Annotated in this window: 16 protein-coding genes; 4 read left to right on the top strand and 12 right to left on the bottom strand. The window is 55.2% G+C overall.

What is annotated here, in order from left to right:
• Positions 1 to 5: 5 nt before the first annotated feature.
• Both dsbC and xerD read right to left on the bottom strand, forming a co-directional pair.
• A complete protein-coding gene (gene dsbC / locus O3S68_RS14560; RefSeq protein WP_020455131.1) occupies positions 6 to 716 on the bottom strand; it encodes a bifunctional protein-disulfide isomerase/oxidoreductase DsbC in 711 nt (236 codons plus the stop codon).
• A 24-nt stretch (positions 717 to 740) separates the two neighbouring features.
• Positions 741 to 1,637 (bottom strand): site-specific tyrosine recombinase XerD, encoded by an 897-nt coding sequence (xerD, locus tag O3S68_RS14555; RefSeq protein WP_249879832.1) that lies wholly within the window; start codon positions 1,635 to 1,637, stop codon positions 741 to 743.
• Between the two features lie 99 nt (positions 1,638 to 1,736).
• Here xerD and fldB point away from each other — a divergent pair, with 99 nt between their 5' ends.
• On the top strand, positions 1,737 to 2,258 hold the full coding sequence (gene fldB / locus O3S68_RS14550) for a flavodoxin FldB (protein ID WP_020455133.1): 522 nt from the start codon (positions 1,737 to 1,739) through the stop codon (positions 2,256 to 2,258).
• 13 nt (positions 2,259 to 2,271) lie between these two features.
• On the opposite strand, the gene O3S68_RS14545 is transcribed toward fldB, so the two are convergent.
• Positions 2,272 to 2,688, bottom strand: a complete 417-nt coding sequence (locus O3S68_RS14545; protein WP_020455134.1) for a protein YgfX — start codon at positions 2,686 to 2,688, stop codon at positions 2,272 to 2,274.
• Positions 2,669 to 2,935: an FAD assembly factor SdhE gene (gene sdhE, locus O3S68_RS14540; protein WP_020455135.1), complete on the bottom strand. Its 267-nt coding sequence runs from the start codon at positions 2,933 to 2,935 to the stop codon at positions 2,669 to 2,671. The genes O3S68_RS14545 and sdhE overlap by 20 nt, the downstream gene beginning before the upstream one ends.
• A gap of 246 nt (positions 2,936 to 3,181) precedes the next feature.
• Between sdhE and ygfZ the strand changes: the two genes are divergently transcribed.
• Complete coding sequence (gene ygfZ / locus O3S68_RS14535; RefSeq protein WP_269231795.1) at positions 3,182 to 4,165, top strand: tRNA-modifying protein YgfZ; 984 nt, start codon at positions 3,182 to 3,184, stop codon at positions 4,163 to 4,165.
• A gap of 62 nt (positions 4,166 to 4,227) precedes the next feature.
• Here ygfZ and trhA read toward each other — a convergent pair whose 3' ends face one another.
• Positions 4,228 to 4,887 carry a PAQR family membrane homeostasis protein TrhA gene (trhA, locus tag O3S68_RS14530; protein WP_269231794.1) on the bottom strand — a complete coding sequence of 220 codons (660 nt, stop codon included), beginning with the start codon at positions 4,885 to 4,887 and terminating at the stop codon, positions 4,228 to 4,230.
• A 238-nt stretch (positions 4,888 to 5,125) separates the two neighbouring features.
• Between trhA and O3S68_RS14525 the strand changes: the two genes are divergently transcribed.
• Both O3S68_RS14525 and O3S68_RS14520 read left to right on the top strand, forming a co-directional pair.
• Positions 5,126 to 5,854, top strand: a complete 729-nt coding sequence (locus O3S68_RS14525; RefSeq protein WP_269232021.1) for a MurR/RpiR family transcriptional regulator — start codon at positions 5,126 to 5,128, stop codon at positions 5,852 to 5,854.
• A gap of 116 nt (positions 5,855 to 5,970) precedes the next feature.
• Positions 5,971 to 7,404 (top strand): 6-phospho-beta-glucosidase, encoded by a 1,434-nt coding sequence (locus O3S68_RS14520; protein WP_045512790.1) that lies wholly within the window; start codon positions 5,971 to 5,973, stop codon positions 7,402 to 7,404.
• Between the two features lie 36 nt (positions 7,405 to 7,440).
• On the opposite strand, the gene O3S68_RS14515 is transcribed toward O3S68_RS14520, so the two are convergent.
• The 7 genes from O3S68_RS14515 to pepP all read right to left on the bottom strand — a co-directional run bounded on the left by O3S68_RS14515 (position 7,441) and on the right by pepP (position 16,934).
• Positions 7,441 to 8,184: an SDR family oxidoreductase gene (locus tag O3S68_RS14515; RefSeq protein WP_097406122.1), complete on the bottom strand. Its 744-nt coding sequence runs from the start codon at positions 8,182 to 8,184 to the stop codon at positions 7,441 to 7,443.
• Positions 8,185 to 8,246: 62 nt separating this feature from the next.
• Positions 8,247 to 11,120: an aminomethyl-transferring glycine dehydrogenase gene (gene gcvP / locus O3S68_RS14510; RefSeq protein WP_269231793.1), complete on the bottom strand. Its 2,874-nt coding sequence runs from the start codon at positions 11,118 to 11,120 to the stop codon at positions 8,247 to 8,249.
• A gap of 173 nt (positions 11,121 to 11,293) precedes the next feature.
• A complete protein-coding gene (gcvH, locus tag O3S68_RS14505) occupies positions 11,294 to 11,683 on the bottom strand; it encodes a glycine cleavage system protein GcvH (protein ID WP_045512799.1) in 390 nt (129 codons plus the stop codon).
• 23 nt (positions 11,684 to 11,706) lie between these two features.
• Positions 11,707 to 12,801 (bottom strand): glycine cleavage system aminomethyltransferase GcvT, encoded by a 1,095-nt coding sequence (gene gcvT / locus O3S68_RS14500; protein ID WP_269231792.1) that lies wholly within the window; start codon positions 12,799 to 12,801, stop codon positions 11,707 to 11,709.
• A gap of 423 nt (positions 12,802 to 13,224) precedes the next feature.
• Positions 13,225 to 14,427 (bottom strand): FAD-dependent 2-octaprenylphenol hydroxylase, encoded by a 1,203-nt coding sequence (ubiI, locus tag O3S68_RS14495; protein WP_200553381.1) that lies wholly within the window; start codon positions 14,425 to 14,427, stop codon positions 13,225 to 13,227.
• A gap of 18 nt (positions 14,428 to 14,445) precedes the next feature.
• A complete protein-coding gene (ubiH, locus tag O3S68_RS14490; protein ID WP_269231791.1) occupies positions 14,446 to 15,624 on the bottom strand; it encodes a 2-octaprenyl-6-methoxyphenyl hydroxylase in 1,179 nt (392 codons plus the stop codon).
• On the bottom strand, positions 15,621 to 16,934 hold the full coding sequence (pepP, locus tag O3S68_RS14485; RefSeq protein ID WP_269231790.1) for a Xaa-Pro aminopeptidase: 1,314 nt from the start codon (positions 16,932 to 16,934) through the stop codon (positions 15,621 to 15,623). Before pepP ends, ubiH begins: the two co-directional genes overlap by 4 nt.

The raw sequence follows: 16,934 nt of genomic DNA, 5'->3' as shown, positions 1-16,934 counted from the left end.
GCGAATTATTTACCGCCGGTCGCTTTTTGATGTTGATCGAGGAAGGCTTTCATTTCCGCCGGAGCCTGATACCCCGGAACGAGGTAGCCGTCATTCAGCACGATGGCTGGCGTGCCGTTGACGCCAAACTGCACGCCCAGCGCGTAATGGTTGGCGATGTCGATATCGCAGCTGGCGGGTTTCACCTCTTTACCTTCCATCGCATTATCGAAGGCTTTTTTAGGATCTTTTGCACACCAGATAGCCTTCATCTGGTTTTCAACTTCGCTTGGCACACCCTGACGCGGGAAGGCAAGGTAACGCACGGTGATGCCGAGCGCGTTGTAATCTGCCATTTCGCTATGCAGTTTCTGGCAGTAGCCACACGTGATATCTGTGAACACGGTGATGACATGTTTTTCCTGTGGCGCTTTGTAGACAATCATCTCTTTTTCCAGCGCGTTCAGATGCGGTAACAGCATCTTCGTGGTGACGTTCACTGGCTGCGCGCCGCTGACATCGTACATCGGGCCCTGGATGATATGTTTGCCGTCTTCGGTTACATACAGCACGCCGCTGTTGGTCAATACGGCTTTCATTCCGGCAACAGGTGCGGGCAGCACTTCACCACTTTGTACACCCAGTTTTGCCAGCGACTGTTTGATAGCCGCATCATCGGCATGCGCCGCGCCGGTAAACGCCGCCAGCAGGGTGAACATCACTAAACCTTTTTTCATAACACATCCTTAGATTGTCAGCATTCACGCCCGCGGGTGATGCTGTTGATGAAGCTTGCGCAGTCGCTCGGTAGCGACATGCGTATAAATTTGCGTGGTCGATAAATCCTGGTGGCCTAAAAGCATTTGCACCACGCGCAGATCCGCGCCGTGGTTCAGCAGATGAGTGGCAAACGCATGGCGCAAAACGTGGGGCGAGAGCTTTTCACTGTCTATGCCCGCAAGCGCCGCATAGTGCTTGATGCGGTGCCAGAAAGTCTGGCGCGTCATCTGCTGCGCGCGCTGGCTGGGAAACAGCACATCAATTGAGACACCGTTTAGCAGCCAGGGGCGACCATGCTCCAGATAGTTTTCGACCCAGTACACCGCCTCTTCGCCCAGCGGCACCAGGCGTTCTTTATTGCCTTTACCAATCACTCGCACCACGCCCTGGCGCAGGCTGATATCACTCATCGTCAGGCCAACCAGTTCAGAGACGCGAAGGCCGGTGGCATACAACACCTCAAGCATCGCTTTATCGCGTAACTCCAGCGGTTGGTCAACCACCGGCGCCTGCAAAAGCCTGCCCACCTGCGTTTCACTCAAGTCTTTCGGTAAACGTTGCGGCAATTTAGGTGATGCGAGTAAAGCGCTGGGATCGTCGCTGCGTATTTTTTCCCGATAAAGGTACTGAAAAAAACGCCGCACGGCGCTAAGCAAGCGCGCCGAGCTGGTGGCCTTATAACCACCGCTCACCCTTTCAGCTAACAGCGCTTGTAAATCATCGCTTTGCGCTTTTTCAAGACTGCTGGCGTGGTGGTGCAGCCACTCCACCACGCTTTTCAAATCGCGGCGGTAAGCGTTTAGCGTATTTTCCGCCAGGTTGTTCTCAAGCCAGAGAGCATCGAGAAACTGTTCGATACGTGCGAGATCCTGTTCCATCCAGCGTCTCCTTTACTCAAACGCTGCATTATGCCTGATTGATGTACGATTCTGGTACACTGCGTGAAAAGACACATCAAGAATCGAGAAGTTTACGTTATGAATATCGGTCTGTTTTACGGTTCCAGCACCTGCTACACCGAAATGGCGGCAGAAAAAATTCGCGATATTATCGGCCCGGAACTGGTGACGCTGCACAACCTGAAAGACGATGCTCCCGCCCTGATGGAACAGTACGATGCGCTTATTCTGGGCATTCCAACCTGGGATTTCGGCGAGCTGCAGGAAGATTGGGAAGCGATTTGGGATCAGCTTGATAACCTCAATCTCGACGGAAAAATCATTGCGTTGTACGGCATGGGCGATCAGCTCGGTTACGGCGAATGGTTCCTCGATGCACTCGGCATGCTCCACGACAAACTGGCCCCCAAAGGCGCGACATTCATCGGTTACTGGCCGACAGAAGGCTATGAATTTACCAGTAAAAAACCGGTCATTGCCGACGGGCAGCTCTTTGTCGGGCTGGCGCTGGATGAAACCAATCAGTACGATTTAAGCGATGAACGTATCCAAGGCTGGTGCGAGCAAATACTGACGGAAATGGCGGAACGGCTCGGCTGAGCCATCCCCCACCTTAATGCAGCCCCTGCGCCGGATTTTGGGTGATCATCCGGCGTAGATCGCGCCACTCCTGCGAATCCATACTGTCTGCCGCCAGCCATAAATGCTGGCGCCGCCCATCTTCCGCACGGCGTAAACGCAACATCATGCCACCGCGGATCATCCAGGGCGTACCGACAATATCCCACTCCACACCTTGCCAGCGCAGGCGGGAATCCATCAGCAATTTGATCTCGCCGTGGCAAGCGTTGATCCGCCGCTGGCTGCGCACGCAGTCAAAAACCACCAGCGACAGCAGTAAAAGCCACAGCGGCGTATAGCTCAACGGCCAGGGCATAAAAAGAATGAACGCCGCCACCAGCCCGTGCAGTAATAACGAAATCCATTGTGCGCGCCATGAGACGCGTAAATCAGATTGCCACAGGACCACGATCCCGATTCCGTGTCTGAATTAACTGCACCATTCGCTGCAACTCCGCGTCCTGGGGTTTGCCATGATTCATCAACCAGTTGAATAAATCCGGATCATCACTCTCCAGCAGACGCACAAACAGATGCTTGTCATGGTCACTGAGCGAGTCGTACTCGTGTTCGAAAAAAGGCATGATGGAGATATCGAGTTCGCGCATTCCGCGGCGACAGGCCCAATGGATACGGGCTTTATTATTAATATCCATGTTCTTCTCCCTTCATAGGCATGAAGGCCTATTGTAACGTGTTTTTAATATTCCTTTTGCGGAATATTTCGCTTCCCGGGCCAGCTTCCAGAATAAATCGCATCGTCTGCAAAATTATCACTGTGCTGCGTAGCGCCTCGCAATGCTCGCACAATGGCACAAATCGCATGCTTTATCGCTTGCATTGAACAATGGCTCTTTTACCATTAAGTACCAACACAGCGTTAAGCTAATCAGGACATTATTATGGCTTTTACTCCATTTCCTCCGCGTCAGCCGACCGCATCTGCCCGTCTGCCGCTGACGCTTATGACGCTCGATGACTGGGCGCTGGCAACCATTACCGGTGCGGATAGCGAGAAATATCTGCAAGGCCAGGTTACCGCTGACGTATCGAAGATGGCGGCGGATCAGCATCTGCTGGCGGCGCATTGCGATTCTAAAGGCAAAATGTGGAGCAATATGCGGTTGTTTCACTATCAGGAAGGGTTTGCCTGGATTTTGCGCCGCAGCGTGCGTGAATCGCAGTTGCGCGAACTGAAAAAGTACGCCGTATTTTCAAAAGTCACTATCGCCGCAGATGACGAACATGTGCTGCTGGGCGTTGCTGGTTTTCAGGCTCGCGCCGCGCTGGCTAATCTCTTCACAACCCTGCCGGACAGCGAAAAGCAGGTTGTACAAGACGGTGAAACAACCATTCTGTGGTTTGAACATCCGGGCGAACGGTTCCTGCTGGTTACCGATGTCGCAACAGCAGAACAGGTGACGGATAAACTGCGCGGTGAAGCACAGCTTAATAACAGCCAACAGTGGCTGGCGCTGAATATCGAAGCCGGGTTACCCGTAATTGACGAGCCAAACAGCGCACAGTTTATTCCGCAGGCGACCAACCTGCAGGCGCTGGGTGGCATCAGCTTCAAAAAAGGGTGCTACACCGGGCAGGAGATGGTTGCTCGCGCGAAATTCCGCGGAGCCAACAAACGTGCGCTGTGGTACCTGGCAGGCGCTGCCAACCGCACGCCGGAAGCAGGTGAAGATCTTGAGCTAAAAATGGGTGAAAACTGGCGTCGCACCGGTACGGTGCTGGCATCAACTCAGTTAGATGATGGCCGCGTGCTGGTTCAGGTTGTGATGAATAATGACATGGAACCAGACAGCGTGTTCCGCGTACGCGACGACGCCAATACGTTAAGCATTGAGCCGCTGCCCTACTCGCTGGAAGAAGAATAATCCGCGTTAACACATCCGCGCATGCTACAGCCGGGCCGGCAAAAGCCGCCCGGCGCTACCGTTTAAACTTGTCCGACGTACAAATAGATTGCCAGGAAGTGACACACACTGCCGCCCAGCACAAAGCCGTGCCAGATCGCGTGATTGTAGGGGATACGTTTACAGACGTAGAAAATGACGCCCAGCGAGTACACCAGCCCGCCGACAGCCAGCAGCGTCACGCCGCCCACTGATAACCGCGTCGCAAGCTGATAAATCACAATCAACGACAGCCAGCCCATCGTCAGGTATGTCACCAGCGACAGCACTTTGAACCGGTGCGCAATGGTGAGCTTAAACAGGATCCCGAGTAAGGCGAGGCTCCAGATAACAATCATCAACCCACGCGCCAGCGGTGAATCCAGCCCAACCAGTAAAAAAGGCGTATAGGTTCCGGCAATCAGCAGATAAATGGCGCAGTGGTCAAATTTCTTTAACCACACTTTTGCGCGCTGATGGGGGATCGCATGATACAGCGTGGAGGCCAGAAACAGCAGGATCATGCTGCCGCCATAAAGCGCGTAGCTGGTAATCGCCGTCACACTGGCGTTGCTGTCTACCGCCTGCACCAGCAGCAGTACCAGGCCGACAATACCGAACACCAGCCCGATGCCGTGGCTGATGCTGTTGGCAATTTCCTCTGCCAGTGTGTATCCCTGTGCGATTAAAGGTTTCTTAACCATGGTAACTCCGGGAAAACTCAAAAAAACGTCGCAACACTAGAGTAACTGAGAATGATTCCAGTGCACACCTGTACGCTAAAATAAATATCGTTGATGAATGTTTCATGACGCGGGCTGCCCCCATGAATGCAAAAGTCAGGGAAACGGCGCCGGAGTTATGGCAGCATGTGAGCACGCAAAAAGCCTGCCGGGTTGCATTGGGCTACGTTTACAGCAAGCAAAGGATATCGCCGTGACAATGTTTACTCACTCCGCCATCGCCAGCCTGAATACTCTGGAGATGTTGGTTTACAACTTTGTCATCAAAAATCGCGACAAAGTGATGTACATGACCATTCGTGAACTGGCCGATGCGGCGGGCGTCTCCACCACGACCGTGTTGCGCTTTTGCCGCAAGCTCAACTGCGAAGGCTACTCTGAATTTCGCGTACGTTTTAAATTATATTTAGAGCAAAATGAGCCGCCGCAAGCCAATTTTGGCGCCAGCGAAGTGATCAGCTTTTTTAAAAGCGTCAACAATGATGAGTTTGATAAATTATTAGATAACACCGTTGAGATGATATTATCTTCCGAGCGTATTATATTTGTCGGCGCAGGCACATCGGGTGCACTGGCTAAATATGGTGCAAGATTCTTCTCAAATATCGGTAAGTTCAGTAACCATATCGACGATCCTTATTTCCCGGTTACCAATGATATGGCAAAAAATGCGCTGGCAATTGTCCTTTCAGTTTCTGGCGAGACGGAAGAGATCCTCCGTTTTGCCAGCCAGTTCAGCCTGCACCACTGCAAAGTGCTGTCGATCACCAGCCACGAACACTCCCGCCTGGCAAAACTGGCGGACTTTAATATCTCCTGGCATGTGCCGCAAATGCGCATTAGCGGCGGCTACGATATCACTACGCAAATCCCTGTTATTTATATTCTCGAGTCGCTGGGACGTAAACTGGCGAAGAAAATAGCATAAAAAAACAGTATGTTTTTTCGGTGTAACAAATTACCCCAGCGGCAATTTGTTATATCGTGACATTTAATTCGCCTTTGTTAGACTCGTTATCAGCCAATATAACGGGAATAGCAACAATGAAAAAATTGACCTTACCGAAAGACTTTTTATGGGGCGGCGCGGTTGCCGCGCACCAGGTTGAAGGCGGCTGGAATAAAGGCGGCAAAGGCCCGAGCATTTGCGATGTTCTGACAGGCGGCGCGCACGGTGTTCCACGTGAAATCACGCAGGAAGTCGTCGCGGGCAAATATTACCCGAACCACGAAGCCGTTGATTTTTATGGTCACTATAAAGAAGACATCAAGCTGTTTGCCGAAATGGGCTTCAAGTGTTTTCGCACCTCCATCGCCTGGACCCGCATCTTTCCGATGGGCGATGAGCAACAGCCGAATGAAGAAGGGCTCAAGTTTTACGACGACATGTTTGATGAGCTGCTGAAATACAACATCGAGCCGGTCATCACGCTGTCCCACTTCGAAATGCCGCTGCACCTGGTCCAGCAATACGGCGGCTGGACCAACCGTAAAGTGGTCGATTTCTTTGTACGCTTCGCCGAAGTGGTTTTCGAGCGCTACAAGAATAAGGTCAAATACTGGATGACCTTTAACGAAATCAACAACCAGCGCAACTGGCGCGCGCCGCTGTTTGGCTACTGCTGTTCCGGCGTGGTCTACACCGAACATGAAAACCCGGAAGAGACCATGTATCAGGTGCTGCACCACCAGTTCGTTGCCAGCGCCATGGCGGTGAAAATCGGCCATCGTATTAACCCGGAAATGAAAATCGGCTGCATGCTGGCAATGGTGCCGCTGTATCCCTTCTCCTGTAAGCCGGACGATGTGATGTACGCGCAGGAGTCAATGCGTGAGCGTTATGTCTTTACCGACGTGCAACTGCGCGGCTACTACCCTTCTTATGTACTGAACGAATGGGAACGCCGTGGTTTTACCATCAACATGGAAGCCGGTGACGAGGCGATTCTGCGCGAAGGGTGCTGCGATTACCTCGGTTTCAGCTACTACATGACTAACGCGGTGAAAGCGGAAGGCGGTGCTGGCGATGCGCTCTCCGGTTTCCAGGGCAGTGTCCCTAACCCGCATGTTAAAGCGTCTGACTGGGGCTGGCAGATTGATCCGGTTGGCCTGCGCTATGCATTGTGCGAGCTGTACGAACGCTACCAGAAGCCCCTGTTTATCGTGGAGAACGGGTTTGGCGCGTACGACAACGTCGAAGCTGACGGCAGCATCAACGACGATTACCGCATTGATTACCTGCGGGCACACGTTAAAGAGATGGTCAAAGCGGTGACCCACGATGGCGTGGATCTGATGGGTTATACACCCTGGGGCTGTATCGACTGCGTCTCTTTTACCACCGGCCAGTACAGCAAACGCTACGGTTTTATCTACGTGAACAAGCACGATGACGGCACTGGCGATATGTCGCGTTCCCGTAAAAAGAGCTTTAACTGGTATAAAGAAGTGATTGCCAGCAACGGCGAAAATCTTTGACGTTGTTAACTCCTCTCCCTGGCGGGAGGGGAGTGCTTATCTGCCACCGGCTAAATCCAGAAAACTGCCGGTAACATACGACGCTTTGTCACTTAACAGCCAGACAATTCCCTGCGCCACCTCTTCCGGTTGCCCACCGCGCCGCATCGGGATCGCGCTGCTCACCCGGTCCACACGCCCGGGCTCGCCGCCGCTGGCATGCATCTCTGTATAGATAAAACCCGGACGCACGCCATTCACGCGGATGCCATCCGCCGCAACTTCCAGTGCCAGCCCGGTCGTTAGCGTATCGACCGCGCCTTTGGAGGCCGCATAATCCACATATTCACCGGGCGAACCGAGGCGCGCCGCAGCCGAAGAAACATTAACAATCGCGCCGCCGTGCCCACCGTGTTGGGTGGACATCCGTTTGACCGCTTCGCGACAGCAGAGGAAATAGCCCGTCACGTTGGTCGCCAGCACGCGATTAATACGCTCTGCGCTCAGTTGCTCCACCCGGCTTTGCTGAAACAGGATCCCGGCGTTATTGACCAGCGCGGTAAGCGGTTCCGGTTTTTCATCTATACACGCGAACATGGCCTGTACCTGCGCTTCATCGCTGATATCGGCCTGCACCGCGAACGCATGACCACCCTGTGCGATGATTTCCGCCACCACGCCGTCGGCAGCGGGCTTGTTGCTGTGGTAATTAACCGCAACGGTGTAGCCTTCCTGCGCCAGCAGCAACGCGGTCGCGCGACCGATTCCCCGGCTGCCACCGGTGACTAATGCAATCGCCATCTGTGTCTCCTGAAAAGTAAAAGGGCGCCGAAGCGCCCTTAAAAGATAGCTTAATCAGTGTATTACTGATATTCGCTCATCGGTACGCAGGAACAGAACAGATTACGATCGCCGTACACATCGTCCAGACGCTTCACGGTTGGCCAGTATTTGTTGGCAAAACCAGCCGGGAACACCGCCAGTTCGCGGGTGTAACCGTGGTTCCACTCAGCCACCAGCTCATTCTGCGTATGCGGAGCGTTAACCAGCGGGTTATCTTCCAGCGTCCACTCACCCTGTTTCACACGTTCGATTTCCGCGCGAATCGCCAGCATGGCATCGATAAAGCGATCCAGTTCGACTTTGCTTTCAGATTCAGTCGGTTCCACCATCAGCGTACCGGCAACCGGGAAGGACATGGTCGGCGCATGGAAACCGTAATCAATCAGGCGCTTAGCGATATCCAGTTCGCTGATGCCGGTCTCTTCTTTCAGCGGGCGAATGTCGAGAATACATTCGTGCGCGACGCGACCATCGCGACCGGTATACAGCACCGGGAAAGCCTCTTTCAGACGGCTGGCGATGTAGTTGGCATTAAGGATCGCCACCTGGCTCGCTTGTTTCAGCCCTTCCGCGCCCATCATGCGGATATACATCCAGCTGATTGGCAGAATCGACGCGCTGCCAAACGGTGCCGCAGAGACCGCGCCCTGACGGGTGAGCATCCCTTCAATCTGCACCACGCTGTGACCCGGTACAAACGGTGCCAGATGCGCTTTCACGCCAATCGGCCCCATGCCCGGACCGCCACCGCCGTGCGGAATGCAGAAGGTTTTATGCAGGTTGAGGTGTGACACATCCGCGCCGATAAAGCCCGGTGACGTGATGCCCACCTGGGCGTTCATGTTTGCGCCATCCAGGTAAACCTGGCCGCCGAACTGATGCACCACTTCGCACACTTCGCGAATTGTCTCTTCATACACACCGTGGGTGGACGGGTACGTCACCATGATGCAGGAGAGATTGTCGCCCGCCTGCTCTGCTTTCGCACGCAGATCGGCCAGATCGATGTTGCCGTTTTTATCACAAGCAACCACCACAACCTGCATCCCCGCCATCTGCGCCGATGCCGGGTTGGTGCCGTGCGCAGAGCTTGGGATCAGGCAGATATCGCGGTGACCTTCATTGCGACTTTCATGGTAGTGACGGATCGCCAGCAGGCCTGCGTATTCGCCCTGCGCGCCGGAGTTCGGCTGCATGCAGAGCGCATCATACCCTGTCAGTTTTACCAGCCAGTCGGAGAGCTGGGCGATCATCTGGTGATAACCTTCTGCCTGTTCCGGCGGACAGAACGGGTGCAGTTCGGCAAATTCCGGCCAGGTGATCGGGATCATTTCCGCCGCCGCGTTCAGTTTCATGGTGCAGGAACCCAGCGGGATCATCGCCTGGTTCAGCGCCAGATCTTTACGCTCCAGCGAATGCATGTAACGCATCATCTCGGTTTCGCTGTGATAGCGGTTAAACACCGGATGCGTCAGGAAAGCGTCTTCGCGCAGCATGCTCTGCGGGATAGAACGGCTGTCGAGCGCGACCTCTTTATCCAGCGCATCAATATCGAGGCCGTGTTTATCGCCCAGCAACACGTTAAACAGCACCTGCACATCTTCACGCGTGGTGGTTTCATCCAGCGTGATGCCAACGGCGTTGAGAATGTCGCTACGCAGGTTGATCTCCTGCGCTTCGGCGCGGGCCAGCACGGCGGCTTTGTCCGCGACATCAACACACAGGGTGTCGAAGTAGTGCGCGTGGCGCAGTTTCAGGCCGCCACGCTGCAAACCGGCAGCAAGAATATCGGTCAGGCGATGAATACGTCCGGCAATGCGTTTCAGCCCGGCCGGACCGTGGAACACCGCGTACAAGCTGGCAATGTTGGCCAGCAGCACCTGCGAAGTACAGATGTTGGAGTTGGCTTTCTCGCGGCGAATATGCTGCTCGCGCGTCTGCATCGCCATGCGCAGCGCGGTGTTACCGGCGGCATCTTTCGACACGCCGATAATGCGGCCTGGCATGGAGCGTTTGAATTCATCTTTTGCAGCAAAGAATGCCGCGTGCGGGCCACCGTAGCCCATCGGCACGCCAAAGCGCTGCGCGGAGCCGAACACAATGTCGGCACCCTGTTTGCCCGGCGCAGTCAGTTGCACCAGCGCTAGCAAATCAGCGGCGACACTAACCACAATTTTGCGGGATTTCAGCTCATTAATCAGCGCGCTGTAATCATGCACTTCGCCCGTGGTACCGACCTGCTGGAGCAGTACGCCGAACACATCCTGGTGATCAAGAACTTTGGCCGCGTCATCAACAATCACATCAAAACCGAAGGTTTCGGCGCGAGTGCGCACGACATCCAGCGTTTGCGGATGCACGTCGGCGGCGACGAAGAAGCGGTTGGCACCTTTCAGTTTGCTGACGCGCTTCGCCATGCCCATTGCTTCAGCCGCTGCGGTGGCTTCATCCAGCAGCGACGCGGAAGCGATATCCAGCCCGGTGAGATCGAGCGTAACCTGCTGGAAGTTGAGCAGCGCTTCAAGGCGACCCTGCGACACTTCTGGCTGATACGGGGTGTAAGCGGTGTACCAGCCCGGGTTTTCCAGCATGTTGCGCAGAATAACTGGCGGCAGCTGCACGGCGGTATAGCCCATGCCAATGTAAGACTTAAAGCGCTTGTTGCGGCTGGCAATCGCTTTCAGCTCGGCCAGGGCCGCGAACTCAGTGGTCGATTCCCCAACCTGCGGCGGTGTTGCAAGCTGAATGTCTTTTGGCACGATCTGGCCAATCAGTGCGTTTAACGAATCCGCGCCAACTGTGTTCAGCATCTCCTGCTGTTGCTGAGCATCCGGCCCGATGTGACGTCCAATGAAAGCGCCACGGTTTTCAAGCTGGCTTAAAGTCTGTGTCATGAGCGATGGTTCCTGAAACGTGCAGTGAATCGATGTAGAAATTACCTGAATACGCTGAACCCTTCGCGTTGCAGGAAGGCGGCGACGCAGCATATCCCCAGGCGCAGACATCAGTAAGCAACTGGGGGGAGCGAGGAAGCCAACGCGTCTGCCACGCGAAGGATAAGGCGTATTTACTCGTCTTCGAGCAGTGCGGCGTAGGCTGTTGCGTCCAGCAGGGCGGCAATTTCTGCTTCGTCGCTGGCTTTAATTTTGAAGATCCAGCCTTCGCCATACGGCTCGCTGTTGACCAGCTCTGGTGAATCCGCCAGTTGGTCGTTGACTGCCACGATCTCACCGCTGATTGGCGCGTAGATATCAGAAGCCGCTTTTACCGATTCGGCAACGGCGCAATCATCGCCCGCGCTAACGGTCGCGCCCGCTTCCGGCAGATCGACAAACACCATATCGCCCAGCAGTTCCTGTGCGTGTTCGGTGATGCCAACGGTGTAGGTGCCGTCCGCTTCTTTGCGCAGCCACTCGTGTTCTTTGCTGTATTTCAGTTCGCCTGGTACGTTGCTCATTTCATTCTCTCCAGATAAAAAGGTTACGCGACAGCTTTGCCAGCGCGTACAAAAACAGGTTTAGTGACTTTGACCGGCATTTCACGGTTGCGGATCTGTACAACGGCATTTTCGCCGATCCCCGCGGGAACACGCGCCAGTGCAATACTGTAGCCGAGCGTAGGCGAGAACGTACCGCTGGTGATCACGCCTTTTTGCACATTGCCATGCGCATCGGTGAAGTGCACCGGCAGTTCATTACGCAATACGCCTTTTTCCGTCATCACCAGGCCAACCAGCTGTTCGGTGCCTTTTTCACGCTGCAGTTCCAGCGCGTCGCGGCCAATAAAGTCTCGCTCCTGCGGCTCCCAGGCAATCGTCCAGCCCATGTTGGCGGCCAGCGGAGAGATACCTTCATCCATCTCCTGACCGTACAGGTTCATACCCGCTTCCAGACGCAGCGTGTCGCGCGCGCCCAGGCCGCAAGGTTTCACGCCCGCATTGACAAGCGCCTGCCAGAAGCCGGGCGCCTTTTCGTTAGGCAGCGCAATTTCATACCCTGCTTCACCGGTATAACCGGTGGTCGCAATGAACAGATCACCGGCTTCAACGCCAAAGAACGGTTTCATACCTTCAACGGCGCGGCGCTGCTCGTCTGTAAACAGGCTGGCGGCTTTCGCCTGCGCGTTCGGGCCTTGTACCGCGATCAACGACAAATCATCACGGACGGTGATGTCGATGGCATAAGGTTCAGCGTGTTGGGAAATCCAGGAGAGGTCTTTTTCGCGGGTGGCGGAGTTTACAACGAGGCGGAAGAAATCTTCGGTAAAGTAATAGACGATTAAGTCATCAATTACGCCGCCCGAGGCATTTAGCATACCGGAATAGAGTGCTTTACCGGGCTTCGTGAGTTTTGCGACGTCGTTTGCCAGCAAATAACGCAGAAACTCCCGGGTGCGGCTGCCTTTGAGATCGACGATGGTCATGTGCGACACATCAAACATTCCGGCATCGGTGCGCACCGCATGGTGCTCGTCAATTTGCGAGCCGTAATGCAGCGGCATCATCCAGCCATGGAAGTCCACCATGCGGGCGCCGTTTAGCGTGTGTTGTTCGTATAAAGGGGTCTGCTGAGCCATCTTTTCCTCGTCGAATAAGCTGAGCCATCACGTTTTTCGGCGGCGTGATTTGCGCCAAAACAACTGGTGCCGACACCGTTTTACGACGTCGACGCAAACGTTCTCTTTGGCCTGAACTTATCACCGAAAGCAGTGCTTAACCATAAAGAAAAATGGTCCATCACATTAGCTTATGACCCGTCACGCACAAAATGCCATCAGAGTATTATTCTGATGAATAACGTCTCACGCTTCATAAAAAATCAGCATTAACGACAAAACAGAAGAGATTGCAGCATTTCACTCTGTAAAAGAGTGGATTTTCCCGAAAAGAAAAAAACGCGACATGAGAAAATCTAATCCGAAAAATGAGGTGAAATTAGAATATTTCAAATGAGGAAGAGGCATCCCTTCCCGGGACCGGGAAGGGAAAGTGTGATGCAGTTAACGTAACCACTCAGGCAGATCGTTAAGACCCATCGCCTGGCGTAACAACCGCGTTTTTACACCGGGAAGGGTATCTGCCAGTTTCAGGCCGATATCGCGCAGCAGTTTCTTAGCCGGGTTTGCACCTGAGAAGAGTTCGCGAAAGCCCTGCATCCCGGCCAGCATCAGCGCCGCGCTGTGTTTGCGGCTGCGCTCATAGCGGCGCAAATAAAGATGTTGACCAATGTCTTTACCTTCGCGACTCAGCCGCTTCAGCTCGGTGATCAACTCAGCGACATCCATAAACCCGAGATTAACACCCTGCCCCGCCAGCGGATGAATAGTGTGCGCTGCATCGCCAACCAGCGCCAGACGATGCCCGGCAAACTGGCGCGCATAGCGGCCGGTGAGCGGATAAACCTGACGTTCGCTCTCAACGCGGCACAGCCCAAGGCGGTTATCGAACGCCACGCACAGCGCCTGGTTGAATGCTTCATCACTCGCCTGCTGCATAGCTTTCGCCTGCTCTGGCGGCAACGACCAGACAATTGAGCACAAATGCGGATCGCTAAGCGGCAAAAATGCGAGAATGCCGTCGGCGTGAAACACCTGACGCGCCACCGCCTGATGCGGCTCGTCGGTGCGAATGGTCGCCACGAGCGCATGATGATGGTAATCCCAGAACGTCAACGGAATGTCGGCCTTGTTGCGCAACCAGGAGTTCGCGCCATCTGCGCCAACCACCAGCCGTGCAGTAAGCATGGTGCCGTCTTTTAAGGTCAGAAACGCGTCGTTTTCGCCCCACGCCACCTGCTGCAACTCAGCCGGGGCCAGCAGGGTGACATCCTTGCATTGGCGGGCTTTATCCCACAGCGCCTGGTGGATCACCGCGTTTTCGATAATGTAACCAAGATGGCTGTAGCCCATGCTCTGGTCGTCAAACGCGATGCGGCCAAAACTGTCTTTGTCCCACACTTCCATGCCGTGATAGCGCCCGGCACGCTGGGCAATAATGTTTGACCAGACGCCAAGGTGCGTCAGTAACTTTTCGCTGGCAGCATTGATCGCTGACACGCGCAGCGCCGGAGGCGCATCCTCCGCCAGCGGTGTCGGTTCATTCTGCTCCAGCACCGCCACGCGCAACCCACTGCCCTGTAAACCACAGGCCAGCGCCAGCCCGACCATACCGCCGCCGACAATCGCAACATCAACACTCTGCACTCTTCGCTCCTTTTGTCTTTAACGGGCAACCCAACCGAGGGTACGCTGCGCCAGCGCATCGCGCGCCGGAGTAAATAATTCCATCGCCATCAGTCCGGCATTCCGCCCGACGACCAACGGCATCCAGTGATTGGCAAACAGATGCACCAGCCCATCGGTGACGCCGATAGTGGCTTTTTTGTCCGCATGGCGGCGATCGCGGTAGCCCGTCAACACGGGATAGTAGCCAACATCTCGCTGCGCCGCCCACGCCTCAGCCAGCGTTTCCGCCAGCGTCATCACATCGCGCATGCCGAGGTTAAAACCCTGTCCGGCGATAGGATGCAGCGTTTGCGCGGCATTACCGACCAGCACCGCGCGGTGCGAGACAGGCGAAGAGGCCGCGGTCAGCGTCAGCGGGTAAACGCTGCGTTTGCCCACGTGCAGGATGCGCCCAAGCCGCCAGCCAAAGGCTTTTTGTAACTCGTGGCAGAAACGTTCGTCAGACCAGGCGGCAATCTGCTGCTGTTTTTCCAGCGGATGACACCACACCAGCGAACAGCGACCTTGTGACATCGGCAACATTGCCAGCGGGCCATGTTCGGTAAAACGCTCAAACGCCCGCCCCTGATGCGCCACAGAGGTGGTGACGTTGGCGATGACCGCCGCCTGGTGATAAGGCGCTTGCTGCCAGTCCACACCCAGTTGCTCACCAATGCGTGAACGGGAGCCGTCTGCCGCCACCAGTAACTGACCAGTAATCGATTCACCACTTTCCAGCGTTACGCTCACCTGCCCTTCATCACGGGCAACCGCGCTGACTTTCGCCGGGCAATGCAGCGTCACGCCGGGCGCGTTTTGCAGTAGCGTGAACAGCCGCTGCCCAACGTCGTGCAGTTCGACAACGTAGCCAAGCGCATCGATGTGGTAATCCTGTGCATCCAGCGTGACAAAGCCTGCATGGCCGCGATCGCTGACATGAACCGTTGAAATTGGCGTTGCGCAGGAAGCGATGGCTTGCCAGATGCCGATACGCGCCAGCTGCTGGCACGTGCCTGCCGCTAACGCAATGGCGCGGGCGTCAAACCCCGGATGCGCGGATGCGCCGGGAACGCTGGCTTCTACCAGATGAACAGGTAATTTGCCGTGAGTAAGATGAGAAATCGCCAGCGCAAGCGTTGCGCCAGCCATGCCACCGCCAACGATAATCACACTCATGAACGTGATGCCGCCATCAGCGCTTCAATCTCATCAGCGGTTTTCACGACGCTGGCGGTCAGATTTTCGTTGCCGTCTTCAGTGATGACGATGTCATCTTCAATACGAATACCAATACCGCGATACTGCTCCGGCACATCGGCATCCGGCGCGATGTAAAGGCCTGGTTCAACCGTCAGCACCATGCCCGGTGCCAGCTCACGCGAGCGGTCTTTGCCGTAGACACCGACATCGTGCACATCCAACCCGAGCCAGTGGCTTAAGCCGTGCATAAAAAACGGGCGGTGGGCGTTTTTTTCCACCAGTTCATCGACTTCACCTTTCAGGATGCCGAGCTTCACCAGCCCGGTAATCATGATGCGCACCACTTCGCTGGTCACTTCCTGGATGGACGTGCCTGGGCGGAAAAGCGCAAGGGCTCGTTCCAGCGAGGCCAGCACGATATCGTAGATTTCACGCTGCGCCGGGCTGAATTTACCGTTTACCGGGAAGGTGCGGGTGATATCACCGGCATATCCTTTGTATTCACAACCGGCATCAATCAGCACCAGATCGCCGTCACGCATCTGGCTCTCATTTTCCGTGTAGTGCAGAATGCAGCCGTTGACGCCGGAACCCACAATGGTGTTATAGGAGGGAAAACGCGCGCCGTGGCGGTTAAACTCGTGCTGAATTTCACCTTCAAGCTGATATTCAAACATCCCCGGACGGCAAACCTGCATCGCGCGGGTATGCGCCAGCGCGGAGATCTCCCCGGCGCGACGCATCACGTCTATCTCTTCGGCAGATTTAAACAGGCGCATTTCATGCACCATCGGCCGCCAGTCGGTTAACGTTGGCGGCGCAAGCAGATTCTGACGCGAGCCTTTGCGCAACTTATCCAGCGCAGTGAACACAATGGTGTCGGCATAGTCGAATTCACCCTGCGCGTGGTACACGGCATCAAGACCGTTAAGTAATTGATAAAGATGTTCGTTGATTTCCGGGAACGCCAGTGCGCGATCGACGCCCAGCTTTTCCGGCGCGGCTTCCTGACCCAGGCGACGACCAAACCAGATCTCGGCGGTTTTGTCGCGCACGCGGTTGAACAGCACGCTGTGGTTGTGGGTGTCATCACTTTTGATCAGCACCAGCACCGCTTCCGGCTCGTTAAAACCGGTGAAATACCAGAAATCACTGTGCTGGCGGTACGGGTATTCACTGTCTGCGCTGCGGGTGGCTTCCGGTGCGGCGAAAATTAGCGCCGCGCTGCCCGGAACCATCTGCGCCAGCAATGCCTGGCGGCGACGGAGAAATTCAAGCTGTGTCAT

The organism is Kosakonia sp. SOY2, assembly GCF_027109175.1.
Taxonomy (GTDB): domain Bacteria; phylum Pseudomonadota; class Gammaproteobacteria; order Enterobacterales; family Enterobacteriaceae; genus Kosakonia.
This window is presented reverse-complemented; position numbering and strand designations above follow the sequence as displayed.